This is a genomic window from Gemmatimonas sp. UBA7669, from assembly GCF_002483225.1.
Taxonomy (GTDB): domain Bacteria; phylum Gemmatimonadota; class Gemmatimonadetes; order Gemmatimonadales; family Gemmatimonadaceae; genus Gemmatimonas.
Genome location: NZ_DLHL01000043.1, coordinates 29,156 through 53,621, shown reverse-complemented (window position 1 = coordinate 53,621; position 24,466 = coordinate 29,156). Strand labels below are relative to the sequence as shown.

General features: G+C 67.3%; 17 protein-coding genes. 11 read left to right on the top strand and 6 right to left on the bottom strand.

Features of this window, described 5'->3' with window-relative positions:
• Window positions 1–17: 17 nt before the first annotated feature.
• Window positions 18–1,448 (bottom strand): M48 family metalloprotease, encoded by a 1,431-nt coding sequence (locus B2747_RS11850; RefSeq protein ID WP_291160938.1) that lies wholly within the window; start codon window positions 1,446–1,448, stop codon window positions 18–20.
• A gap of 249 nt (window positions 1,449–1,697) precedes the next feature.
• Between B2747_RS11850 and B2747_RS11845 the strand changes: the two genes are divergently transcribed.
• From B2747_RS11845 to B2747_RS11835, 3 genes are read left to right on the top strand one after another with little or no spacing between them, the layout of a single operon-like run.
• The gene (locus B2747_RS11845; protein WP_291160935.1) at window positions 1,698–2,657 is read left to right on the top strand and encodes a CsgG/HfaB family protein; all 960 of its coding nucleotides are present in this window, start codon (window positions 1,698–1,700) and stop codon (window positions 2,655–2,657) included.
• On the top strand, window positions 2,654–3,904 hold the full coding sequence (locus B2747_RS11840) for a hypothetical protein (RefSeq protein WP_291160932.1): 1,251 nt from the start codon (window positions 2,654–2,656) through the stop codon (window positions 3,902–3,904). Before B2747_RS11845 ends, B2747_RS11840 begins: the two co-directional genes overlap by 4 nt.
• Window positions 3,905–3,919: 15 nt before the next feature.
• Window positions 3,920–6,667, top strand: a complete 2,748-nt coding sequence (locus tag B2747_RS11835; protein WP_291160929.1) for an InlB B-repeat-containing protein — start codon at window positions 3,920–3,922, stop codon at window positions 6,665–6,667.
• Window positions 6,668–6,783: 116 nt separating this feature from the next.
• Here the strand turns inward: B2747_RS11835 and B2747_RS11830 are convergent, their stop codons facing one another.
• On the bottom strand, window positions 6,784–7,560 hold the full coding sequence (locus B2747_RS11830) for a CsgG/HfaB family protein (RefSeq protein WP_291160926.1): 777 nt from the start codon (window positions 7,558–7,560) through the stop codon (window positions 6,784–6,786).
• Between the two features lie 51 nt (window positions 7,561–7,611).
• Here B2747_RS11830 and B2747_RS11825 point away from each other — a divergent pair, with 51 nt between their 5' ends.
• On the top strand, window positions 7,612–9,495 hold the full coding sequence (locus B2747_RS11825; protein ID WP_291160924.1) for a serine/threonine-protein kinase: 1,884 nt from the start codon (window positions 7,612–7,614) through the stop codon (window positions 9,493–9,495).
• A gap of 80 nt (window positions 9,496–9,575) precedes the next feature.
• Here the strand turns inward: B2747_RS11825 and B2747_RS11820 are convergent, their stop codons facing one another.
• From B2747_RS11820 to tssK (B2747_RS11810), 3 genes are read right to left on the bottom strand one after another with little or no spacing between them, the layout of a single operon-like run.
• Window positions 9,576–13,121 (bottom strand): ImcF-related family protein, encoded by a 3,546-nt coding sequence (locus B2747_RS11820; protein ID WP_291160921.1) that lies wholly within the window; start codon window positions 13,119–13,121, stop codon window positions 9,576–9,578.
• A gap of 23 nt (window positions 13,122–13,144) precedes the next feature.
• Window positions 13,145–13,852, bottom strand: a complete 708-nt coding sequence (locus B2747_RS11815; protein WP_291160919.1) for a DotU family type IV/VI secretion system protein — start codon at window positions 13,850–13,852, stop codon at window positions 13,145–13,147.
• Window positions 13,853–13,872: 20 nt separating this feature from the next.
• Window positions 13,873–15,249, bottom strand: coding sequence for a type VI secretion system baseplate subunit TssK (tssK, locus tag B2747_RS11810; protein ID WP_291160917.1), 1,377 nt, complete (start codon window positions 15,247–15,249; stop codon window positions 13,873–13,875).
• Between the two features lie 198 nt (window positions 15,250–15,447).
• Here tssK (B2747_RS11810) and B2747_RS11805 point away from each other — a divergent pair, with 198 nt between their 5' ends.
• The gene (locus tag B2747_RS11805; protein ID WP_291160914.1) at window positions 15,448–17,145 is read left to right on the top strand and encodes a hypothetical protein; all 1,698 of its coding nucleotides are present in this window, start codon (window positions 15,448–15,450) and stop codon (window positions 17,143–17,145) included.
• Window positions 17,146–17,155: 10 nt separating this feature from the next.
• Here B2747_RS11805 and tssK (B2747_RS11800) read toward each other — a convergent pair whose 3' ends face one another.
• Window positions 17,156–18,502 carry a type VI secretion system baseplate subunit TssK gene (tssK, locus tag B2747_RS11800; RefSeq protein WP_291160911.1) on the bottom strand — a complete coding sequence of 449 codons (1,347 nt, stop codon included), beginning with the start codon at window positions 18,500–18,502 and terminating at the stop codon, window positions 17,156–17,158.
• Window positions 18,503–18,733: 231 nt separating this feature from the next.
• Here tssK (B2747_RS11800) and tssB point away from each other — a divergent pair, with 231 nt between their 5' ends.
• The 6 genes from tssB (at window position 18,734) to tssE (ending at window position 24,464) form a co-directional block, all read left to right on the top strand.
• On the top strand, window positions 18,734–19,240 hold the full coding sequence (gene tssB, locus B2747_RS11795) for a type VI secretion system contractile sheath small subunit (protein ID WP_291160908.1): 507 nt from the start codon (window positions 18,734–18,736) through the stop codon (window positions 19,238–19,240).
• Between the two features lie 3 nt (window positions 19,241–19,243).
• The gene (tssC, locus tag B2747_RS11790; protein ID WP_291160905.1) at window positions 19,244–20,722 is read left to right on the top strand and encodes a type VI secretion system contractile sheath large subunit; all 1,479 of its coding nucleotides are present in this window, start codon (window positions 19,244–19,246) and stop codon (window positions 20,720–20,722) included.
• Window positions 20,723–20,781: 59 nt separating this feature from the next.
• Complete coding sequence (locus B2747_RS11785) at window positions 20,782–21,264, top strand: type VI secretion system tube protein Hcp (protein ID WP_291160902.1); 483 nt, start codon at window positions 20,782–20,784, stop codon at window positions 21,262–21,264.
• A 99-nt stretch (window positions 21,265–21,363) separates the two neighbouring features.
• A complete protein-coding gene (locus tag B2747_RS11780) occupies window positions 21,364–22,065 on the top strand; it encodes a type VI secretion system accessory protein TagJ (protein WP_291160893.1) in 702 nt (233 codons plus the stop codon).
• Between the two features lie 31 nt (window positions 22,066–22,096).
• Complete coding sequence (gene tssA / locus B2747_RS11775) at window positions 22,097–23,947, top strand: type VI secretion system protein TssA (RefSeq protein WP_291160889.1); 1,851 nt, start codon at window positions 22,097–22,099, stop codon at window positions 23,945–23,947.
• A 25-nt stretch (window positions 23,948–23,972) separates the two neighbouring features.
• Window positions 23,973–24,464, top strand: coding sequence for a type VI secretion system baseplate subunit TssE (tssE, locus tag B2747_RS11770; protein ID WP_291160886.1), 492 nt, complete (start codon window positions 23,973–23,975; stop codon window positions 24,462–24,464).
• Window positions 24,465–24,466: the final 2 nt, after the last annotated feature.

Below are 24,466 nucleotides of genomic sequence, written 5' to 3'. Positions count from 1 at the left end.
AGCGAGCGCCGCGCCGCTTACGGCGTCACGCCACCTACCACGCGCTTCACCACGGTCCCCGACGGCAGCGTCGTCGCCGCCTCCACGCCGTTGATGATGTACACCTGCTCGGCCGGGATGCTGCTCGGATAGCGCTGCACGAACTCCTGCGCCGTCATGCGCTGCGGCAGCGTCATCAGTTGCACCTTGGCCGGCTGCACATTCAGCACCGCCTGGTCGGTCACCGGGCGGAACGAACGCATGGACGCCTCGAGTTCGGGACCACGCTGTCCCGCAACCGCCGGCACGGTGAGCCCCAGTAGCAGGTAGGTCTGATTGCGATGCGCCACCGCCACCACCAGTCCGTTCAGCACACCGGATTCGGTCTGCGCATCAAAGCTGGCCTGCGCCGACGCCAGCCCATTGACCGAGTTCTGCGACGTCTGTTTGACGGTGATGCCCTGCTGCTGCACGAAGCGCGACACCGCGGCCGCCGGTGTGCCCTCGGCCAGTTGCAGCACCATCTGCGCCTGCTGATCGGGACTCAAGCCCACCACGGCCTCCGGCTGATTGGCTGTGCGCCAATTGGCCGGGAAGTCGAGCTGGAACTGCAGGTCCGGATGCAGAAAACGCACGCCCTTGAAGTAACCCTGACGCGGATTCTCGCCGAACACCATGCCGTCGAGCAGCTTGAGATAGCTGTCGCGGTTCACCGTCAGCCCCTGCAACTCCGCCGGCGGCGTGGCCGCAATGCGCTGCTCGGCACGCTGCACGCGATTGCCCGGGTCGGGGTGCGTGCTCTGCCACTCGGGAATGCGACCCGCGCCGCCGCTCAGGCGGCCGAGCGTGGTGAACACCTTGGGCGACTCGCGCACATCGTACTTGAGTGCCAGTGAGTACTTGAAGCCCAGCGCATCGGACTGCAGCTCGTCATCGCGTCCGAACTTGAGGAACAGCAGGGACGCGCCCGTGCCCAGCACATCACCGTACTTGGCCACGGTCGACGAAAAGATGCTCGCGCCCACGAGCCCAATCTGCGCCAGCTGCGCCTGACTCATTTGCGCCACCGAATGTTTGGCCGTCACGTGCCCGATCTCGTGGCCAATGACTTCGGCCAGTTCGGCCTCGCTGTTCAGATGCGTGAGCAGCCCGCGCGTGACAAAGATGAACCCGCCCGGATAGGCAAAGGCATTCACGGCCGCGTCGTCGAGCAGATGAAATTCCCAAGGCAGCGACGGACGTTCCGACTGCGCCGCCATGCGCACCCCGATGCGTTTGACCAGCGCCTCCGCCGGGGTGCCGGCCAGTTCTCCCACGCGCCGCACATCGTTCTGTGAGGCCTGCTTGCCCATCTGGATTTCCTGCGCTTCCGACACCAGGGACAGCTCGCGACGTCCCGTCACCGGATTCGTGGCGCAGGCGCCCAGCAGCAGCGAGACGCCGAGTGCCGTCATGGTGACGAGTGTCACACGGCGGGCCGGAAGGGACACGGAACACGACATCGATGGCGGCAAGGAACTCGGCATGGCATCTCCCACCGGACAGAGGTTACGGGAAGGTTATGCACTTCCCGCACGCTTCGCTTGATTCTCCACTGGCTATATCACACATTCGCACGATTGCACCGATTGAAGAATCGCGTGCAAGCCGGTGCCGACGCACGTCGGCCCCCGACCTTGTCTCTCACCAAGCTGCCAATGCGACTGCGCCCGCCGCGCATGCATCCGCGTACCGCCCGCGCCTGGTACGCCCCAGCCTTCCCGGCACTCGCCGTGCTCGTGGCCGCCTGCAGCGGCCCGCGCGCCAATCCCGCGCCCACCCCTGCCGCCGCCGATGCCCAGGCTCTGGCCGGCGAAGCGGGCCGACTCAGTGCCCGCGGCACCGTCGGCGTCCCGCCCTTCGCGGCGCCCACCAACGACACCACACTCACACCGCTGGCCTTCGCGCTCGCCGACCTCGTCTCCACCGACCTCTCGCGCAGCAAGTCCGTGCGCGTGGTCGAGCGGGCGCGCTTCGGCGAAGTACTGCGCGAACTCGACCTCGCGGCTTCCGGCCGCGTTGACTCGGCCACCGCGCCGCGTGTGGGCAAGCTGGTGAGCGCCGAGAAGCTCGTGTTTGGTTCGGTGCAGGCCATGCCCGGTGGCAACACGCTGCGCCTGGGCGCGCGCATCGGCGACGTGGAACGCGCGACCGTCACGCAGGCCGTGGACGCCAGCGCCCCGCTCAATGAAATCCTGGCCGCGGAAAAGGCCCTGGTGCTGCGGTTGTTCGAGTCGCTAGGCGTGGTGCTCACGCCGGCCGAGCGCGCCGAGGTGGAGCAGCAGCCCACCAAGAGCGTCGCGGCCCTGCTGGCCTATGGCAAGGGCATGCAGCGCTTCTACGACGGCGACTTCCGCGGTGCCTCGGCAGCCTTCCGTGAGGCGCAGCGACTCGACCCGTCATTCCGTCAGGCCCGTACGCGCGAACTCGATGTGCGCGCCATCGGCGCCATCGGCACCGGCTCGCCGGTGCTCGTGCCCGGTGTGCGCCCGCTCGACGGCGCCATCTCCAGCACGGTCGACCGACTCAACCGTCCGCTCGACCTCATCACCAACGTGTCGCGCGCCGTGAGCTCGGCTCTCGATCCCTCGTTCCCGGCGGCGCAGGCCACCGTCATCATCACCATCATCCGCCCATGACCTCGCCTACGCTTCACACCCGAGGCATCGGCGCGCTGGCCGGCTGCGTGCTCGCGCTCGGCCTGCCGGCTGCTCTCTCGGCCCAGGATCGTCTCATTGGCACCGGCATCATTGCCGCCGGCGCCACCGCTGATGTCATTTCGTTTGGCGGCGTCGGCTTTCAGCAGCCGGGCGTTGGCGGACGCGACTCCATCCGTCTGCGCAGCATCGAGCAGTTCTCCGTCCCCGTGAGTCTGGCCCTGCCCATCGGCACAGCCTGGACGGTGGACGTGCAGTCGGCCTTCTCGTACGCGCGCCTGACCTACGATCCCAAGCTTGGCTCGGCCGGCTCCCGCACAACATCCACGTTGTACGGCCCCACCGACGTGCGTGTACGCGCCACTGGTCGCCTGTTCAACGACGCCATCACGTTCACGGCCGGCGGCAATGTGCCCACCGGCAAGACCGAGCTCACCAACAGCAACCTCACCGTGCTGCGCGCCATTGCCGCTCCGGCGCTGGGCCTCGGCACGCCGCCCGTTGGCGCGGGCCCCAGTGGCACGGTCGGTCTCGTGGCCGCCAAGCAAGTGCTCGGTTGGGCGGTGGCCATCGGTGGCTCGTACGAACTGCGCGGCACCTATCAGCCCATCGCCGCCATCGCGGCGGGTTCGCCCTCGGTGGACTTCCAGCCCGGCAATGTGGTGCGTGGCTCCCTCGGTCTTGATCGCCTCATCGGCGGTCATCGCGTGAGCCTCACCGGCGCCGTGGACGTGTTTGCTGACGATGAGCTGCGCAATCCGGCCGCGGGCAGTGCGGCGGCCCCGCTGGCCACCGTCACGCTGGGTCCGATCTACACCACCGACGTGCAGATCCAGTTTGCCGTGCCGCGCGTGCGTGAATTCGTGCTCTGGGGCTCCAACCGCTTCCGCACGCGCTACGAACGCGATGGCCGCGAAGTGGCCGGCACCAGCGGCAACTACTTCGACGGTGGTCTGCGCACCAGCATTCCGCTCTCGGGTTCCACCGACCTGCTCTTCACTGGTGATGGCCGCATGCACTCCGGCCTGGCCATCAATCAGGGTCTGGCCACGTCGGGTGTCATCAGCGGCGGCGGCACGCTCGGTCTCGTGCACCGCGCCGGCACCTTCACCATCCAGCCGTACCTCCGCGCGCAGGGCGGTCAGCTTCGCCCGCGCATCACCGGCACGGCACCCCGGACTGCCTTCTTTGGCGGCACTGCGGGTCTCGTCATCGCGACCCGGTTCTAATCGCCCATGCCAACCATGCTTCCTTTCCGCCTGACGCGCGTGCTGCGCCCCGGCGCACTGCGCCTCGGCGCGGCCTGCGCGATGTCCGCGCTGCTCAGTGCCTGTGCCGGCGATAACGACGTCGTCGCCCCGGGCACCGACCAGCCCGCCCGCGTCGCCTTCTCCATGGCGGTGCAGGCCAACACGGCGCAGACCGCGCAGGTGCGGGTCAGCGCCCGCTATCTCCTCGCGGCCGGCGGCACCGTGCCGCTGTCCACGCAGACCATCGCACTCAATACCGCCGGTAGTCAGCAGGTCCCCATCGGGCTCGACCTCGCCAACTGTCTGCGGGACGCCAATCGGGCCGGCCTCTCCGGCGCGGTGGCCAGCGATGAGTGCGTGGTCGAACTCGAACTCGAGCTGTTGCTCGACGGACTGAGTGTTGATCGCCAGCGCATCGGGCCCTTCTCGCTTCGTCCGGGTCAGACCAACACGGTCACCGACCCCATCCCGCTCACCGACATCGCCAACATCACGCTCACCGCGCCGCCAGCCAATGTAGTCGGGCCGGGTCAGCCGTTGCGTGTGGAAGTGGCGCGCACCATGGCCCTCACCGCGCAGATCACCAACGGCGCGGGTCAGACGGTCACGGGTCGCACCCCCACCTTCAGCAGCAGCGCACCCAGCGTGGCTACGGTGAATGCGGCCGGTGTGGTGACCGCGGTCGCACCGGGTGTCACGCGCATTGTGGCCGAAGTGGGCAACCGCCTCGCCTCCGTCGACGTGCGCGTCGTGCCGCAGCCGCAGGTGCTCACCATTGCCTCGTCGGGATTCAGCGGCAACGGTACGCTCACCTCGGCGCCCGCGGGCATCAACTGCACCATCAGCGGGCAGCAGGCCACGGGCGCCTGCAGCTTCACCTTCCCCGGCGATCAGTCGGTGGTGATCACGGCCACACCGGCCTCAGGCAGTGAACTGGTGGGCTGGGCGGGTGACTGCGCCGGCACGCAGGGCGCCGCCTGCACGGTGAACATGAATGCGGCACGCAACGTGGGTATCGTGTTCCGCGCGCTGCGCACGCTGCGCCTTACCGGCAGCGGCTCGGGTCTGGGCACCATCAACGCCGATCAGGGCGGCATTCTCTGCGTGTCGCAGGGTGGCACCACCACCGGCACCTGCAGCGGCACGTTCGTCGAAGGCGCCGTGGTCACGCTGTCGGTCACGCCGGCCGGACAGAGCATCTTCCGCGGTTGGAGTGGGGACGCCTGTTCGGGCAGCACCGCCACCACCTGCCAGGTCACCATGAACGGCGACCGCACGGTCAACGCGCGCTTCGAGGCACCGGTCACGGTGTCCATTCGTGGCACGGGTGAGGGCCGTGGCATCATCACCTCCACGCCGGCCGGCATCTCCTGCAACCTCGTGGGAGCCAGTGGCCAGGGCGCGTGCACCGCGCTCTTCAACGAGGGCACCAGCATCACCCTGTCTGCGGCAGCGCTCTCGGGCAATTCCTTCCGTGGCTGGGGCGGCGACTGTGCAGGCCAGGTGGGCACCACCTGCGTGCTGCCCATCACCGGCACGCAGCGCAATGTGACCGCGCAGTTCGATCCGCCGGCGGTCATCACCGTCGTGCCCACGGGCACGGGTGACGGTCAGGTGTTCGCGGGCAGTGTCATCAGCTGCCTGCGCGCCAACGGCTCCAACAGCGGAACCTGCAGCGCCACCGTGCCCAACGGCACGACGCTCACGCTCACCGCCATCCCGGACGGCGAGAGCAACTTCAGTGGCTGGACCGGCGCCTGCAGCGGCACGGGACTCTGTCAGGTCACCGTCGATCAGGCCCGCACGGTCACCGCGGTGTTCACGCGCCGCCAGGTGCTGCTCACGCTCAACCTCGCCGCCGGTTCGCAGGGCGGATTCGGGTCGGTGTCCACGAGCAGCGGCTTCACCTGCACGCTCGCCGAGGGCGAAAGCAGCCGCCAGTGCACCACGCTGGTGGACGTGAGCCGCAACCTCACGCTCACGGCCTCGCCGGGTGTCGACCAGACGTTCTCGGGTTACAGCGGCGCCTGTGCCTCGAGCTCGGTGACCTGCACGTTCATCGTTACGCAGAACGCCAGCGTAACGGCCACGTTCGGTCCGCCCACGGGACTTATCTCGGTGAGCCCCGAGTCGAACAACACCGGTACCGGCACCATCCTCATCGATGACCCGATGGAGATGTATTCCAACGGCATCGACTGCACATTCACTGGCACGACCGTGCAAAGCGGCAGTACCTGCGTGCAGTCCGTGCCGGGTGGGACGAGCGTAACACTCCTCGCCCTGCCGCAAAGCGGACAAAGCTTCGCGGGATGGGGCGGGGCCTGCGCCTCGTTTGGCAGCAGTTCGTCCTGCACGCTCACGGCCAACGGCAACGTGGAAGTCACGGCCCGCTTCATTCCCGTGCCGCCCGTGACGATCACCGTGACGCTCTCGGGTTCGGAAGGCGGTATCCTCGCCATCAGCGGCAACAACTTCTCGCCAAGCTGTTCGCGCGCGCAGGGCGACAACAGTCCCACGACCATCTGCAACCTGTCCGTCCCCAGTGGAGCGGGCTTCACCGTGTTCCTCAACGGCTTCAACGGCGCGAACGGATTTTTTGGCAGCGGGTCCATCTGCGCCATGAGCAGCAGTCCCTGCACCGATTACGCCATCACGGGCGTGAACACAACGTCGACGATCAGCGCCACATTCTTCTCGCCGGCGTCCAACGTGCGGTCCAAGGTCCGCAAGGGGACATGACCTCCAGGTCATGACGAACTGACCACAACCAGACAGGGTACGACAAACGGGGGTGATCCGAGTGGATCACCCCCGTTTGTTTTTGTGTTCAGCCGGTCACGCGTTCTGCGCCGTACTTACTCCTTTGTGCCGCGCTCCAGACTGGCCAGCAGCGTCTTGGCCCGCGCGTTGTCGGGATTGGCGGCCAGCGATTCCTTGTAGAGCGCAATGGCCTGCGTGTTGTTCTTGCGATCCTGCTGCTCGAGCGCGCGGCTCAGCAACATCATGGACTTGAGCTGATTGGGTCCCTTGGCGCCAACCGCCGCGCCTTCCTGCACGCCGGCTGGCACCGCGGGCAACTTGAGCCCCGCGTTCAGCTTGGCACCCAGCTGTGACAGCAGCTCCAGCATGTTGTCGGCCTTGCCCGTCACGGTCGCGGCGTACTCCAGCTCGGACGTTTCCGTGTTGATGGCTCGCACGTCCATGCGCATGCGCTCCTTGGGGTCGATCACGAAACTGCCCATCAGCATGTGCAATGCGCCGAGCGTTTTGCCGATCTTGGCGGCGGTTTCCTTCTCCACCCGGCCGCTCGCCCCCAGGTTCTGCTCCTCGAGCAGGGCCTGCAGGCGGTCGCGCTCCACCACCCGGATGTTCGTGTTCGCCGCCAGCTCCGTAATGAGCATTTCGGCCAACCCCTTGCTCAGCGGCGCATAATCGGCATTGTTCGCCAAGGCCCCGTTGGTAAAGTACATCACGGCCACGGTCGGCTTCCCGCCGCTTCCCTGGGCCGACACGACACCCGCGGTTGAGGTCACGGCCAGCAGGGACAAGCCCAGACCGGGCAAACGCAACCTGCGCGTTACGGGCGCCATCAGGGCCCGACGCATGCGGCGGGACAGCAGAGAGACGGTCATCAGCATATTCTCCGTTGGGTGATTCCCCGGAACATACCGCATTTCCCCAGCATGCCCAAAGTCTGCCCCGTTTGCGGGACCAGCTACGCCGATTCCAACATCTTCTGCCCCGCCGACGGCTCCACGCTGCGCGCGGCAGATCCTGAAGGCGACCTGATCGGGTCGGTCGTTGCCGATCGCTACCTCGTCACCGACCTCCTCGGCGAGGGCGGCATGGGCAAGGTGTACCTTGCCCGCCATGTGCGACTGCCCCTCCAGGCTGCCATCAAGGTCCTGCGGCCCGAGTTGCTCAAGGATCCGGCGTCCGTGGCCCGCTTCAATCGCGAGGCCGCCAATGCCAGCCGCATTGAGCATGAGCGCGTGGCGCGCGTCTTCGACTTCGGTGAGACGGGCGATGGCCTGGTGTATCTGGCCATGGAGTATGTGAGCGGGGACACACTCAAGAATGTGCTCGCCAAGTCCGGGCCGCTCTCACTCGAACGCACCGCACGCATCATCCGCCAGGTCGCCGACGGCCTCGACGCCGCGCATCGCCTCGGCATCGTGCACCGTGACCTCAAGCCCGACAACATCCTCGTCACGGTGGATGACGCGGACGGCAGCGATCGCTGCAAGGTTGTGGACTTCGGCATTGCCAAAGCCATCGGCAGCAACGAAAAGGAGTCCGGCCTCACGCGCACCGGTTTTGTCGTCGGCACGCCCGAGTTCATGAGTCCCGAGCAGTTGCTCGGCAGCGACATCGATCATCGCAGCGACGTGTACGCGCTGGCTCTTGTGGCCTATCAGTGCCTCACGCTCGACATGCCGTTCGACACCAACACGCCCGACCGCGGCATGACCGCGCGGCTCGTGTCCACGCCGCGTCCGCTCATTACCGTCAAGAACGACGTGCGCTGGCCGGCTGCACTGCAGCAGGTGTTTGACCAGGCGCTCGACAAGGATCCCGCCAAGCGCACCGCATCCGCCGGCGCATTGGCCAAGGCCTTCGAAGCGGCCATCGTTGCGCCGGTGGTGGCGGCTCCCGCTGCGCCGCCCGCGGCCGCAAGGCCAACGCCAGCCGCCAGCGCCGAATCAGTCCTCGAGAAGGTTGACACCCCGGGAGCGGCCCGCGCCATCCACACGCTCGATCGCGACGACATCGAAAAAGCGCGCCGGAGCAACAAGGGCAGCAAGCCCACGCCGGCCGCGTCGCGACCTGCGGCGTCTGCTGCAAAGGCCAAACCCACACCGTCTGCCGCACCGCGTGTCGATGTGCAGGTACCGCGCCGCAGCTTCCGGCTGCCGCGCTTTGCCCTGCCGAGCTTGCCGGTGCTCCTGCTGGCTGGTGCCGGCTGGTGGTGGTTCACCAAGCAGCGCGCACCGCGCGCCAGTGACGTCGATCGTCTGGTGAACTCTGCCTCGCGCACCGCCGACCAGCTGCTCAACGAGGCCAAGCAGGCCGCGCGCTCGGTGCAGCAGTCGGGCGCCGCCACAGGCGCGACCACACCACCTGCGGCCAATCCGGCAGGCGCCAGCGCCGCGCCGTCAGCCGCACCGTCAGGCGCGCCAGGCAACACGGCGCCGTCGGGCACAGAGTCATCGGCGACCAACACCGATCGACCCGCCGCGCCAAGCGCCCCGACCGGTCGCGCCATTTCGCCGCTGGGGCAGGCCGCCCGCACGACGCTCGACAGTCTCACCAAGGCGCTCGACCCAGGCAGCGCCAATGACGACGATGCGCGCTCGGCCATTCCCGCATTGCGCAGCGTGCTGCTGCGCCTGCCAACACCGGAAGACAGCACCTGGGCCTACATCCGCATAGCCGAGGCGCACCTGCTGCTCGACGAGGTGCGGCCGGCCTGCACGGCGTTGCGTAGCGCGCGTGGTACCGCGCGCACCATGAATCAGGCCGACATCATTACGCGATACAGCGGGCAGTTGGGCTGCGCGCAATAGAGCGCGCGGCGTTGATCACATGACAACGGGCCCGATGCCAAGTGCACCGGGCCCGTTCGACGTTTCGAGGTCGTACGTGCCTACTTGGTCACCTGCGCCACGCAGCTCATGCGTCCCAACCAGCCACGCGTGAGCACATTCGACGCTTCGCGGCGAATGGCCTCGAAGCTCACGCGCACCGGTTCCGCGTCCTTGCCCGTGGCATTCCACGTCACACTCGCTCCTTCGAACTGATCGGCGGCGGCCACGAGGCGGAAGATGGCCCAGTCACCACCACCCTGCCGCACCGTGATGGGCTTGTTCTTCTTGAACTGCGCCTGTAACTGCGCATCACGCCCGTTGGTGGCCGGCCATACCACTTCGTTCTTGAAGGACCGCTTGTCGAAGCGCGCTTCCTTGCCGTTGTTGCGCAGGATGAGCAACGGCGTGTTGTCGGTAATGACGCCACTCGCCAGCCAGCGCACCTGCGGCGTACTCGGATCTTCGGCAAACAGCGCCGCCGACACCTCAGCAGCACGATTGAAGAAGTCCACGAAGCTCTTCGAGAGTTCGAGCTTGCCGCCCGTCTTGGCCACCCAGGCGTTGCCCTGCTTTTCGAGATAGGGCTGCAGGCGCTCCTGCTGGAACACCCACAGTTCACCCTCACCCGGCGCAAGAATGGCCTTTACGTCAGCCAGGCTGGCATCGGCGGTGGCCGACGGGTTGAACGGGAAGCGGCCGGTGAGCTGATCGACACGCGCGCAGAAGGCGCGACCGCGTTCGTTCAGAATGGCCGCTTCCGCAGCCGCACCGCCACCACCACCACCACCACCGCCACCTCCTGCCGCCGGCGCGGGCGCCGCTGCCACCACGCGGCGCGACGGCGGACGCTGACTCGCCGCGGTCTTGAGCACCGCTTCCGCACCCGTAATGGGCGCGAGCAGCAACTGCTCCACCGGTGACGCCAGCGCACCACCCACACTGCTCACGTCAAAGTTCTGCGACACACGCTTGGCTGCCACGCGCGCCTTGGTCACATCACCCGCCGCCATCTGCGCCGCCTGCACCAGCGCCTGCGTGCTCGGCGTGTCCGTGGCGGGCGGCATGTTGGCCACCTGCAGCAGCGCGCCCTGCAAACCAAGCAGGCCATCCATGTACGGCTGATTCTTCTCCGACACGAACTTGTCGGTGATCTCGGGCGGCGTGACCGCGTGCACCGGTTGAAACGCCACGCGCATGAGCGAATCCACCGCCGTGTTCACGGCCACGGTGCGCAGCACCTGCAGCATGGGCGACTGCACACCGGCCAACTTGTCGAGTCGTTCGGCGGCATCCTTGACGGTTGACGGACGCACTACCGTGGTGGCCTGCACCACCTGACGCCAGGTGCGTTCGTAGTCTTCACGGTACCGCACACGCAGCGAGGTCACGACCGAATCGCGATCGAGTGAACGCGCGGCCGTGGCATCACCCACCACCCAGGTCTCACCCTGGAAGTAGCGATCGGCGTTGCGGAAGGCATCATTCATGAACGTCGCGCCCGCTGACGAAAACGCGCCCGCCACTTCAGCCGTCGTGGTGAGCACGCCCGGCTCCTGCGGAATCTTGATGGCCGGCACCTGCTTGTTGGCCGCGCCCAGCATGTTCACGTAGATCTGCTCGGCGCCCGTGAAGCGCGAGAGAAAGTCGCGCGCATGCGATACCACCGCCGCGTCGGCGGCACGTGGATACGGATTGGTTACCGGCAGCGTGGCGGCATAGTAGCGGAACTGGCGGTCAGCCAGCTCCGTCACGCTCGCATCGGTCTCGAGTCCACGCTGCCAGCTGCGCAGCAGCACCGGGGCCAGAAAGTCCGCGGTGCTGCTGTCGGCCGTCGTGGTGGTGATGAGATACGCCTTGAGCCAACCGTAAGTGGTGGCGTAGTCGTTGTTGGCCGTGGGCAGATCGGGCAGTGCCTTGAGCGAGTCGTTGAGCGCGGTCCAGGCATCGGCAAAGAGCTGTTTGCGGAAGCCCTCAAACCATACAGGCCGCGCGGCATCAACCAGCGCGGGGCCACGCCACAAACCAAAGCGCAGACGCAGCGGCGGCCCCGCACTGTCGAACTGCTGCACACTGTCCATCAGCGCACGCAGCGCATCCAGACGCGTCAACGCTTCCTCGCTGGGAAACGCCACCGTGCCGGGCGCCGACTGCACGGTGGGCAACGCCGCCACACCGGCTGCGGCCTCCTGCACCCGAGACTGCAGGCCACGATTACCGAGCCACGAAGTGGTGACGCCCGCCAGCAGCAGCACCGTGGCTGCGATGGCCGTCCCGAGCATCACGCGCCGTGTGCGCTGCACCCGCACGCCGCCACGCGCCACCGAAGCCGCGCCGCCGTCGGTCATCACGACCTCGCGCAGCAGCCGGTCGAGGAACACCCACTCGGGCACCTTGCGCGCACTCGCGGCCGCATTCGCCACGGGCGCCGCAGCAGCCATGACGGGCTGACGGAAGATACCGGTCGCATCCGACGCCGACGGCATGGCGGCGGCCGCAGCGGCCGGCGCCGAGGGCGCCACATCGCGCACGAGCACGGGACGCGCGCCGGTAAAGTAGAAACCGCGCAACAGAGGGCTCGAGCCCAACTGCGTGGGCCGGCACAACTCGAGCAGGAAACTCGACACCACCGGCTGCAGCTTGCGCAATTCGCGCGGCAACTCATACGACGCATAGCGCCGATCCACCTGCGCCTCGCGTCCCAGCACATCCACGCGGCGCGTGCCCAGCGAGTCCACGAGATCGGCAAACGCCCGGTCCACACGAGGGGCCAGGCGTTCGGCGTAGTTGCCGGAATCGGCGGCCGCATCAAAGGCAAACGACGCACCGAGTGGCGCGCGCAGTTCGTCCTTCGTGAACACGCTGGCCCAGGGCTCGAAGTGCGGGATGCGGTCCATCTTCGTGAACAGCACGTACACCGGCAGTGCCAGGCCGAGCTCACGAGCCGTCTCCGCCAACCGCTGCCGCATGGTCTGCGCGAGACGCTGCAACTGTTCCCCGTTGCCGCCGGCATAGAACAGATCACAGGGCACACACACCAGCGCGGCACGTGGCGCCGCGGCGCCCTTGCCCACCGCCGCCGCCACGCGCGGCGCCCGCAGCGCGCGCACGACCTTCGCAAAGCGTGGTGCATCACCCAACAGCGCGCTGCTCAGTTCGGTGAACAGCGTCTGCTGCATGGCCCAGACATTGGCCGTGCGGGTGCTCGGCGGGACTTCGTTCACACCAGTGGGCGCTTCACCCGCCAGCAGTTCCGGATCGCCACCCGAGCGTGAAATCACCGTCGTCTTGGCGCTGCCCTCGGGGCCCAGCACCAGCACCATCGCGCGCGACGCAAAGCTGCCTCGTGGCAGCCGCGACCGCGCGCCACCGATGGCCAGCAACACATCGTCTCCCGGATCGAGCACCGGCTCCTGATCCTGCGGACGCAGATACCACAGCAAGGCGCCGGCCAGCACGAGACCCAGCAACACAAACGCGATGCGCAGCACCCACGTTTGTGTGGGGTCCAGCGTGGTCGTGCGTTCGATGACAACAATGAGCAACACCATCAACAACAGGGCGGCCGCGGCCAGCACCCAGCGCAGATACGGCTTGCGTTCAGACATGAGCGTGTGGGGTCCGGGGCGGGTTAGCGGAGAGCGGTCGTCGACGCGGGCGCGAGGGCGCGCACGTCCTCGGTGCCACGGCGCAGCGACCACGCATAGGTGCCCCACAGAGCCAACAGCAGCACCACCGTGGTCAGTGCCCCAATGCCCAAGGGCCGCAGCCACGGGTCGCGCGCATCGACAGCGTCTTGCGGAGGACGCCAGGCCGGCGCCAGATCCCCATCGTGCTGCCTGAGTCGTGCCAGGCGTTCCGCCACGCGCGTGGTGTAGGCGTGCAGCGTGCCGTGGTCGCCCGCGCCAAACTTGCCGCGAAAGCCCAACAGCAGGCAGAGCTGATAGACCTCCAGCAACGCGGCCAGCTCTGCGCCGTCGGGCCTCGCAAACAACTGATCGATGTGCTGGAAGAACCACTCGCCGCCCATGTGGCCGCCGAAGAGTTCGTCCTGCAACGGGCGACGCGCCCAATCAGCCAGCGTGGCCATTCGCGCGTTCAATACGGTTTCGTCGAGAAAGGCCACCACCGCGAAGATGGCCAGTCGCGCGTCCTGGGTACTGAATCCCATGGCCAACGCATCCTGTTCGGCGCGCGCGAGCAACTGCATCATCTGCGCACGAAACGCGGCGCCGTCGGGGACCTGCTGGCGTTCGGCGCGCAATCGCACCACGGCGGTCAGCGGTTCCTGCAGCGCGGCAGCCAGGCGTCCGGTCGCCATGGCGGAAGGGAGTGTCACGGCAAAGCCTCAGAGACTGTTCAGGAAGGCAGCAGCAGCGCCAGTTCGACGTACGCACCAGGCAAGGCGTCGGGGACATACACGCCCACTTCCCGACTTTCGGTGAGTGCCTGGGCGCAGGGCCCGGCGAGCGTCAATTCGAAGTAGGTCAGGTCGGGCTTTGGTGCGAGGCCGCCTGGCGGCATCGGCACATGCTCGGTGGCCAGACCATTGAAGGCGCGGCGCACGAGCTCCAGCACGAACTTGGTGGCGCAGGTCTTGGTCAGGCGCTGCACCCGGTCGATGAGGTCGGCGCTGCCCACATCGGCGCGCACCGCGAGAAACCATCGCACGCCCGGCTCGAAGCAACGCGGGTCGGTCAGCACGCCGGTATGCAGCACATCACTCACGCGCTGCAGCGGCAGCACCACCGCACGGGCCGAGATCACCACGTCGAGATGCTGACGCAGCGCGCGCTCGAGCGCGTCGAATGTGTCGGTCAGCGCATCGTGATCGTAGCGTGGCACGTCACGGGGATGGCTCGACATGGAGAAGGTGCACAGGGCACCGGCCAGTCGCGCCAGCTCGGTGTAGAGCTGCTCGGGATGCGCGCGCCGTGTGAGCAGCAGGTGACGAAGCGGCGCATCGGCCGAACGCACGGCATGCAGCAGCCAGCGCGTGGCCAGTTCGTTGCCCACGTAGGCCGCGGCTCCACCGGCCGCTGTCGCCGTGGCCTGCACCAGGGTGGCGGCCAGCCCTTCACCCTTCGCCTCCACCAACCCGACGATCTCGCGCGTCAGTGAAAGCAGTCGTTCACTCGCCGAGAGGTGCAGGGTGGGCGGTACAAAGCGCGCATCGAGCTGGTACTGTCCGCGACCGTCGCGCACGATGCGCAGCAAGGGCAGCAACACATGGTCGGCAGGCAGCGCGTCGTCGAAGTGCAACTGAAAGTTGCGGGACGCGAACTTGACCGGCACCGGGTCATCGCCCGTGGACTCGTCGACGACGATGTCTTCGTCCACCCGGAATCGCGCCTCACCGCCAAACGTCGGGTCTACCAGATTGGCGCTGTCGGCGCGCCAGGGCGGCAGCGTGAGATACACCACGTGCGCATCCCGCGTGGGCGAGAAGTGCGCGGCAACATCGAGCGGCGCCGGCGGACTGTCGGCGTCAGGCAGGTGAAAGACCGTCCCGTCGGGCAGGGTGCCCCGCGCCGACAACACGGCCAGCGCCCCATTCTGCAGGGCGTCATGGTCCACCTGGAGCGCGGCCAGGCCATACGCGAAAGGGTGCAGCACCGTAAGCGCGCGGGCCATCTGGTCTTCGTGATAGCGCCGCTGGGCCTGAAAGTGCTGCGGAGTGAGGTGCATGCCGTCCTCCCACACCACGCGGCGGGCGGGCGGTGACGTCAGCGGCACGGACACGACTCCGGAACGACGGGCAAGAGACACTCCATGGCACAGGCGAGACGAGGCGGGGCGAACAGAGACTCGGCGGGACCAGCGGGGCGAACCACTGGAGAGACGGCAGCACACACAGGACGCGCACGGTCCGTTGCGCGTGACCAGCGCGGCGTGAACAATTGAAGAATACATCGGCGTGACGGTTGTCGCGTCGTGGCCGACGACGCCCTTCCCACCGACCGCCTCGACATGAGCGACGATTTCAATACCCGGTACCGCCTGCTCAAGTGTGTGGCCGTGGCTGACGGCATCCGCACGCACAATGCGCAGGAGCTGGCCACCGGCCGCGTGGTCATGGTGCATCTGGCCGACGCGGCCGGTCCCGATGATGTGGACCGCCTGCGAGTGCAGCTCAGCCGGCTTTCGGGACCGGACAAGAACCGCATTCTCGAGACCGCCACGCTGCCGTCGGGTTTTGCGATTGTGACCGAGTTTCTGGCCGGCCTGCAGTCGTTTCCCGGCTGGCTGTTGGCCAAGGCGGGTCCGGTGGCGCCGTCGGCACCGGCGGCACCGGCGGCACCGGCGGCACCGGCCGCTGAACCGCCCGCGGCGTTTTCTGTACCTGTCGTGGACGAGGAAATCAGGCCACGAACGGAGCAGTTACAGGACACTTTGCGGGCACTTGCAACCCCGCCGCATGCAAACGAGGCCGTTCCGACTGAGAGGACCCCAGTAGCCCCGGCCCCGGCAGCGCCAGCACCTGGCGCGTTCACGCAGATGTTTGGTGCCCCGTCCGTTCCGGCACCCGAACCCGCGGCTCCCGTTGTCCCGGCTCCTGTCGTACCAGCTCCCGTCGTACCGGCTCCCGTCGTACCGGCTCCCGTCGTACCGGCTCCCGCTGTTTCACCGCCTGCCGCCGCCCCGGCCCCCGGCGCCTTCACCCAGATGTTCGGTGCCCCGTCGGTTCCGGCACCCGAACCCGCCGCTCCTGCCGTTCCGGCTCCTGTCGTCCCGGCTCCCGCTGTTTCGGCGCCAGCCGCCCAAGCGCCCGCGGCGCCTGCCGCCCCCTCCCCCGAGCCCCCGAGCCTGCGGATTTCCCAGGTCGCACCCGTCATTATCCCACCACCCCGTTTCGACACGCCGCCCCAGCCGGCTCCCGCTGTGCCGGCCCCAGGCGCGGCAGCACCCAGCGTGCCGTCGGCTCCAATACCTCCTGCGGCGGCGCCAGCCACCGCGCCGGGCGAGTTCACCCGCATGTTCTCCGCGCCGTCCACGGCAGCGCCCATGCCGGCCACCATGCCGCCCTCACCGGTGGCGCCGCCGTCTGCCCCACCCGCAGCGCCGTCATTCCACGCCCCAGTCAGTTCACAGCCGAACCAACCATCCAGTTGGAGTCCGGCTGCGCAGCAGCCCTCCCCACTGTTCGGCAACCCGCCATCAGCACCAGCCGGGACGGCGCCGGCCGGCAGTTACGGGGCCGCGCCGCTGCCTCTTTCTCCCCCGCCAACCGCTCCGGTCGCCCCAGTCACCCCATTGGCCGCGCCCATGCCTGGCATGGGTGAACCGCCCTCCATTCTGCCGCCGCCCATTTTTGCGCAGGGTGGCAGTGCCACCCCCCTCTCTCCGCTGGGCGGCGCGGCCCCCCCAGCTTCTGCGCAGGGGCCGAGCGATTTCACGCGCATGATCAGCCGCGCCCCGGCGCCGGTTGTGGCCGACGCACCGGCGGCGCCCGCCAAGCCGGCCGCCGCGGCGCCGGCCAAGCGCCGTGTGCCCATGGCGCTCATCCTCATCGTCAACGCAGTCATTCTGCTGGCGGTCATTGTGGTGGTATTTGTCCTCCGCAAACCGGTCCCCACCAAGCCCACACTGCCGTCGGCTCCCAAGGTCTCGGCGCCCCAGGTCAAACCATAGACCGGCTGATCTAGCGCAACACGATCACCAGCTCAAAGCGCGCGTCCACCAACTCGGCCGGCACATACACCGCCAGATTGCGCGCCCGCGCAATGGCGTCCCAGGCCGCGCCAGCCTTGCGGATGGCGAAGTATTGGAAGTCCAGCTTCACCGGGACGGCCGGAGGCGGCGCGGACACGTGCGCCAGCTCGATACCCGGCAGCGCCTGGCGGATCAGGGTGTCAACCACATCGGCCGACCCCACCTTGCAACCCTGCAGCACCTTGGGAATCAGCTCCTGCTGCCGAAGGGGCGCCGACACGGCCAGAAACCACTGCGGCGCCTCCAGCCACTGCGGCTGATCGAGCGCCACGGCGTGCAGGGTGGGCCGGACCGCCTTGAGCGGCAGCGACACCGCACTGTCCACCACCGCGCCGTCGAGCAGGGCGTAGAGCCGACGCTCGAGCTCCGCAAACCCGTCACCCAGCCGCAGGTGGTCGTAGGTGGGTAAGGTGCGCGCATCGGCCTGGGGCGCGAACGCCGAGAGGGCACCCACCAGCGCCAACATGGCCTCCCACAACTGCGCCGGATGTCCGCGCCGCACCTCCTGCAGGTGGCGGATAATGGGCAGGTGCGTGTTGATCGTGTACAGCAGCCAGAAGCTGCCCACGTCGGCCACGGAGAAGTCGGCCAGATCCTGATTGCGCTGACGGCGACTGCCCGACAGGGCGGCGCTACGCGCCGACAGCCGTTCCACCAGACGCCGGGCCAGCGCGACGAGCCACTCGTTGGCGGCCACGTCGAGCAGAGGGGGCACGTAGCTGCGATCAAGGCCGATCTCACCGGTCGACGATCGCTCGAGCCGGGCAATGGGCATGGTCGTGTAGCCCTCAAGGCTCTCCCCCTCCACAATCAGGCGCAAACTGGGCGGCGCCACCTGGATGGGCCGCTCCGTCAGACCGGTGGTCTCGTCGCGCACCAGATGCTCGGCCGCCTGCCACCGCGTGGGGAGCGCATCACCCAATGGTGCCACATTGCGGGCGCCGGGCCGGTACTCGGGCACGGCGATGAACACCTGCAGATAACGTTGATCCGGCGCAAAGATCGAGTCCACGCTGCGCGGTGGTGGGGTTGGACCGGCCAGCGGCGCATCGAACAGCAGCCCGTCGGGAAAACGACCGGCCACGGCATGGACTACCAGGGTGCCGCCCGGCAGCGCGTCGAGATCGAACTGCACCGCACTCAGGCCCCACGGGCAGAAGGCCAGGGCACCCACCTGAAACGCGAGCGCGTCTTCATGATGCCGATCCTGCGCCTGCAGGTGATGCGGGGTCAGCAGTGTCCCCTTGGTCCAGAGCACGGGTGGTGTATGACGCATGCTGCAAACGTATGCGACGCACCGCGGCCGCGTGAGAGCCGAATCACGATCCATTGCCTGGTGCGCATGTCACGGCATGGCACAAGCGCGGTCACGTGGACGGCCAAATCCCCGCCGTTTGCTTGACTTTGTGCGTCACGCGCTCAACACTTGCGAGTCTCGCCGACGACGGTGGTCAGCGGCGAGCCCTTCCCATCCCTTCCGCCCTGCCCAACCGCGCCGGAGTCTGTAATGCCTGAGAGTACCCAGAAAAAGCTGGAGCGTGTTCGTCCGCCCCGCATTCAGATCTCGTACGAAGTCGAAACCGGCGGGGCCATCGAGATGAAGGAGCTGCCCTTCCTCATGGGCGTGCTCGGCGATTTCAGCGGCCACGTCACCGAGCCGCTGCCGCGTCTCAAGGATCGCAAGTTCGCCGAGATCACGCCGGACAATTTCGACGACACGCTGGCCAGCATGAAGCCGCGCCTGCAGTTCGCCGTCGAGAACAAGCTCTCCGACGATCCCGATGCGCCCAAGCTCGGCATCGAGCTCAACTTCCGCAGCATGGATGATTTCGCACCCGACGCCGTGGCGCGGCAGGTCAAGCCGCTGCGCGAGCTGCTCGAGCTGCGCGAAGAGCTCTCGAACCTGCGCGCCAATTTGCAGACCAACGAGAAGCTCGACGAGGTGCTCCAGGACACCCTCGGCGACAAGGACAAGATGGCCAAGTTGAAGGCCGAACTCGGATTGGAGAGCTAAGCCGTGGCTGACGCACAGCAGCAGGCGGCACAGGCCGTCACGACCGACGCCGAGCTTTCGCTGCTCGACCAGATCGTCGAGCAGGGCAAGATGGGCAAGGATGCCGAAGCGAAGAGCAAGGGCAAGGACCTTGTCAAGCGCTTCGTCAGTGAGGTGCTCGAAGGCGCCATCACCATCAATCGCGACACGGAAACGATGATCAATGCGCGCATCGCGCAGATCGACCATCTCCTGTCGCTGCAGCTCAACGAGATCCTGCACCACCCGGAGTTCCAGAAGCTCGAGGGCTCCTGGCGCGGCCTGCAGTATCTCATGAAGCAGAGCGAGACGGGCACCATGCTCAAGATCAAGGTGCTGAACGTCTCCAAGAAGGATCTGTTGCGCGATCTGCAGCGCGCGCCCGAGTTCGACCAGAGCGCGTTGTTCAAGAAGATCTACGAGGAAGAGTACGGCGTCTTCGGTGGTACGCCCTTCGGTGCCATGGTGGGCGACTACTACTTCGACAAGAGCGGTCAGGACATCGAGCTGCTTGAGAAGATCTCCAACGTGGCCGCGGCCGCGCACGCGCCGTTCATCAGTGCGGCCGACCCCACCATGCTCAGCCTCGAGAGCTGGTCCGAGCTGGACAACCCGCGCGACCTCGCCAAGATCTTCGACAGCACCGAGTACGCGAAGTGGAAGGGCTTCCGCAACACCGAGGACTCACGCTACGTCGCGCTCACGGCGCCGCGCATGCTGGCGCGTGAGCCCTACGGCAGCGCCACGGTGCCCATCGAGGCCTTCAACTACGAAGAGCGCGTCGACGGTACCAACCACGATCACTACTGCTGGACCAACTCGGCCTACGCCATGGCGGCCAACGTCAACAAGGCGTTTGCCATGTACGGCTGGTGCGCGTCCATCCGCGGCGTGGAGAGCGGCGGCCTGGTCGAGCAGCTCCCGGTGCACAACTTCCGCACCGAGTCCGGCGAAATCGCGATGAAGTGCCCCACCGAAGTGCAGATCACCGATCGCCGCGAAAAGGAACTCGCCGACCTCGGCTTTGCGCCGCTCGTGCACCAGAAGGGCACGGCCAACGCCGCCTTCTTCTCCGTGCAGTCGGCACAGAAGCCCAAGGTCTACGACGACCCGGCCGCGTCCTCGAGCTCGCGCATGTCGGCGCAGTTGCCCTACATCTTCGCCACCTCGCGCTTCGCGCATTACCTCAAGGTGATGATGCGCGACAAGATCGGCGGCTACACGTCCAAGGATCAGATCCACGGATTCCTCAACCGCTGGATCCAGAACTACGTCGCCGCCGCGGGTTCGAGCCCGAGCGTCATGCAGAAGAAGCCACTCTCCGATGCCCGCATCGATGTCGTGGAAGTGGCCGGCAAGCCCGGCGCCTATCGCGCCGTGGCCTTCCTCAAGCCGCACTACCAGCTCGACGAACTGGGCGTCTCCATGCGCCTCGTGGCCGATCTGCCGCAGCCGGCCAAGTAAGCGTTGTTCCCGCAGTCCCCTGAGTCCACGAATTCATCACCACACGTGCCGGAGGCTACATGGCGATCTATCTGAAGTTCGACAAGGAAATCAAGGGTGAGGTTACCGCGGAAGGATTCCCGGGCCAGATCCAGGTTGGTTCGGTGCAGTGGGGCGTCGGCATTGGCGTGTCGTCGGTCACCGGCAACGCCAATCGCGAAGCGTCCATTCCGAGCTTCTCGGAAGTCACCATCACCAAGACCACGGACATCTCGTCCACGCCGCTGTTCAAGGAAACCTGCGGCCGCGAGAACTTCACCTCCGCCACGCTCAGCTTCACCACCACGGCGAAGGGCAATTCCAATCTCGTCTTCCTCGAGATCAAGCTCGAGAACGTGATCATCTCCGGCTACTCGATGTCCTCGGGCGGCGAAGGCCGTCCCACCGAGTCGCTGTCGCTGAACTACACGAAGATCACGATGAAGTACATGCTCGACGAGAAGGGCACCCTCGCCGCCAAGGCGCCCGAGGTCGCGTGGGACCTGGCCACCAACAAGGCCTGATCTCCGCAGGATTCCCCACGGCCCCGTCGGTGCGATTCGTCGCGCCGGCGGGGCCGTGCCGCCCTTCCCCCTGTCGATCGCCCTCGGGCCGTGGAACCGATGTCCGTTCAATCCCTCTTCGCTGCCGGCCGTCTCAAGGACGCCATCGACGCCCTCGGTCAGGAACTGCGCAGTCACCCCACTGACCCGGCACGCCGCGCCTTCCTCTTCGAACTCTGCACCTTTGCCGGTGAGTGGGAGAAGGCTGGGCGACAGCTCGATGTCATTGCGCAGGCCGGCGAAAAAGCCGAAGCCGGCACACTGCTCTATCGGGCCGCGATCATGGCCGAACGGGTGCGCGAACACATGTTCGACACCGGCGACTTCCCCACCGGCGACGTACCCGACACCATCAGCGGCACACTCAACGGCCAGCCCTTCTCGTCCATCCGCGACGCAGATCCGCGCATCGGCGCGCGCCTCGAGATCATGGCCGGCGGTCGCTATCTCTGGATTCCCTTCGCACATCTTGCCGGCGTCACCATGCAGGCTCCCGCGCGGCTGCGCGATCTGCATTGGGCACCGGCTCACGTGGCCGTTGGCCCCGGCATTCGCGATCAGGAACTGGGCGAGGTGCTGTTGCCCGCGCTCACCCCGGCGGCCTGGCGCCACAGCGACGACGAAATCCGTCTCGGACGCGCCACCGACTGGGAAGAACTGCCAAGTGGCGACTTCGCACCGGTTGGCCAGAAAGTGCTGATCGTCGACGATCGCCACGTGCCGCTGCTCGACGTCCGCGAACTGCGCTTCAGTACCACCTGACCTTTCCCTCCGCTACTCTCCCCCGCGCCGCATGCCCATCAACGCCGAATTGGTCAGCTCCTGTCTCGCGCCCATTTCGCCGGACGCACCGGCCGGGGCCGATCTGCGCTACGACACGCGCCTCGACGCCATCAAGGAAGCCCGTCGCGAGGAGAATCTGCCCGGTGCGGAGCGCAAGGTCGCCGACTGGGCCAGTGTGGTTGCCCAGTGCTCCGCCCTGCTGCAGAAGGAAACCAAGGATCTGCAGCTCGCCGCCTGGCTCAGCGAAGCCCTCATGCGCCGTCAGGGCTTCGGCGGACTGCACACCGGGGTCGCCATCACGCGTGGTCTCATCGAGCAGTTCTGGGACAACGTCTTCCCGTTGCCGGAGGACGGCGACCTTGAGCTGCGCGTCGGTCCGCTGGAGTGGATGGGCAGCAAGCTGGCCATACCCGTCCGACTGACCCCGGTGGTCGGGCGCTTCTCGGCCGCCGACCTCGAGTCCGTGCGTGGCATACCGACCGAGCTCGAAGCCAAGGGCGACAGCGACGCGCGCGCCGCCCGCGAGTCGGCCATTGAAGAGGGCCGGCTCACCCCCGAAGATTTCGAGGCCGACACGGCGGCGCTCACCAAGGTGAACCTGCGGGTGACCCTGGCGGACATCGATGCGGCGCTGGCCGAAATCGTGGCGCTGGAAAAGATCAGCGACGAAAAGTTCGGGCGCGATGCGCCGTCGTTCGGTTCGCTGCGCACGGCGCTCGATGAACCGCGTCGTGCGGTGCAAGCGTTGCTCGCCCAGAAGCTCGAGCTCGACCCCGATCCGGTGGAGGAGATCTCCGCCGAGGGCGATGGCTCGGGCAGCGACGCCGGTGAAGCGGATGGACCGCTGTCTCCCGAACCGACCAGCGCCCGCGATGCCGCCCAACGCATCGGGGTGGTGGCACGCTGGCTGCGCCAGCACAACCGCACCAACCCCGCACCGTACCTGTTGCTGCGCGGGTTTCGCTGGGGCGAGTTGCTGGCCCAGGCGCCCGAACTCGACCCGCGATTGCTCGAAGCGCCGCCCACGGCGCTTCGCACCAAGCTGCGCACGCTCTATCTCGACGCCAAATGGCCGGAGCTGCTTGAGCAGGGCGAGTCGCTCATGGCCACCGCCGCCGGACGCGGTTGGCTCGACCTGCAACGCTACGTGCTCACCGCCGCCGTCAATCTCGGCAGTGAATACCACGCGGTCACCGTGGCCCTGCGACAGGAATTGCGAGCACTCCTGCGCGCCCTCCCCAACCTGCCACGCATGACGCTCATGGACGAGACGCCCACCGCCAACGACGAAACGCGGGCCTGGATTGCAGAGGAGGTCATGCCCGAAGACGACAGCACGTCGGGCGCCGACGCCGCTTCGGCCGATGGCGACTTGCTGCCCTCGGATGGCGCCGAACTCGTGGCGGCCGCCCTCGTGGAAGATCTGGCCACCGCCCAGCAGGGCGGACTGGCGCGCGCACGCACGGTGCATCCGGCGACGCGCAGCGGACCCGATGTCTTCGGCTCCGCCATGTCCGAGGTGCGCGCCGGTCGTCCACACCGCGCCATCGAACTGCTGACCGCGGAGCTCAACCGCGATCCGTCGCCACGCGGCCGCTTCCTCCGCCAGACACAGATTGCCTACGTCATGGTCGAGGCGGGGCTCTTCGATGTCGCGGAGCCCATCCTGCAGCAGCTCATCGAGCAGATCGACGAGCAGAAGCTGGAGCGCTGGGAAAGCGGACCGTTGGTCGCGCAGCCGATGGCACTCATGCATCGCGTGCTCGAGAAAACGCAAAGCAACAGCTCCGAGCAGGAACGACTGTACCTGCGCGTCTGTCGCCTCGACCCCATTCAGGCGCTCGCGCTCAAGGCGGGATGATGGGCGCGGCTGCCGGTGATCGCTGATGGCCCGCACGGAGCTTGATCGCGCCGTTCTCGGTTCGGTGCTCGACCGCCTCACCGACGACGCCCCACGCGAACCCTCCGATCCGCACCTCTCACGCGAGGAGTCGGCGCGGCGCTTCCGACAGTCGGTACTGAGAGATCTCGACTGGCTGCTCAACACGCGCCGCACGGCCGTGGTGGCGGACCGCGAGGGCGAAGTGCACGAGTCGGTCTATGAGTTCGGGCTGCGCGATTTCTCCGGACTCTCCACGTCAACGGCCGATTGGCGCCAACGCCTGCTCGACGACGTGCAGGACGCCATTCGTCGCTTCGAACCCCGTCTTGCCAACGTCAACGTGGAACTCAGTGATGCCAGCGCCAATCCGGCCACGCATCAAGTACGCTTCGTGATCTCGGCCACCCTGCTCATGGATCCGAGCCCGGAACAGGTCGTGTTCGACACGCTGCTCGAGGTGGCGAGTGGCACGTACCAGGTGGAAAGTCAGGACTAGGC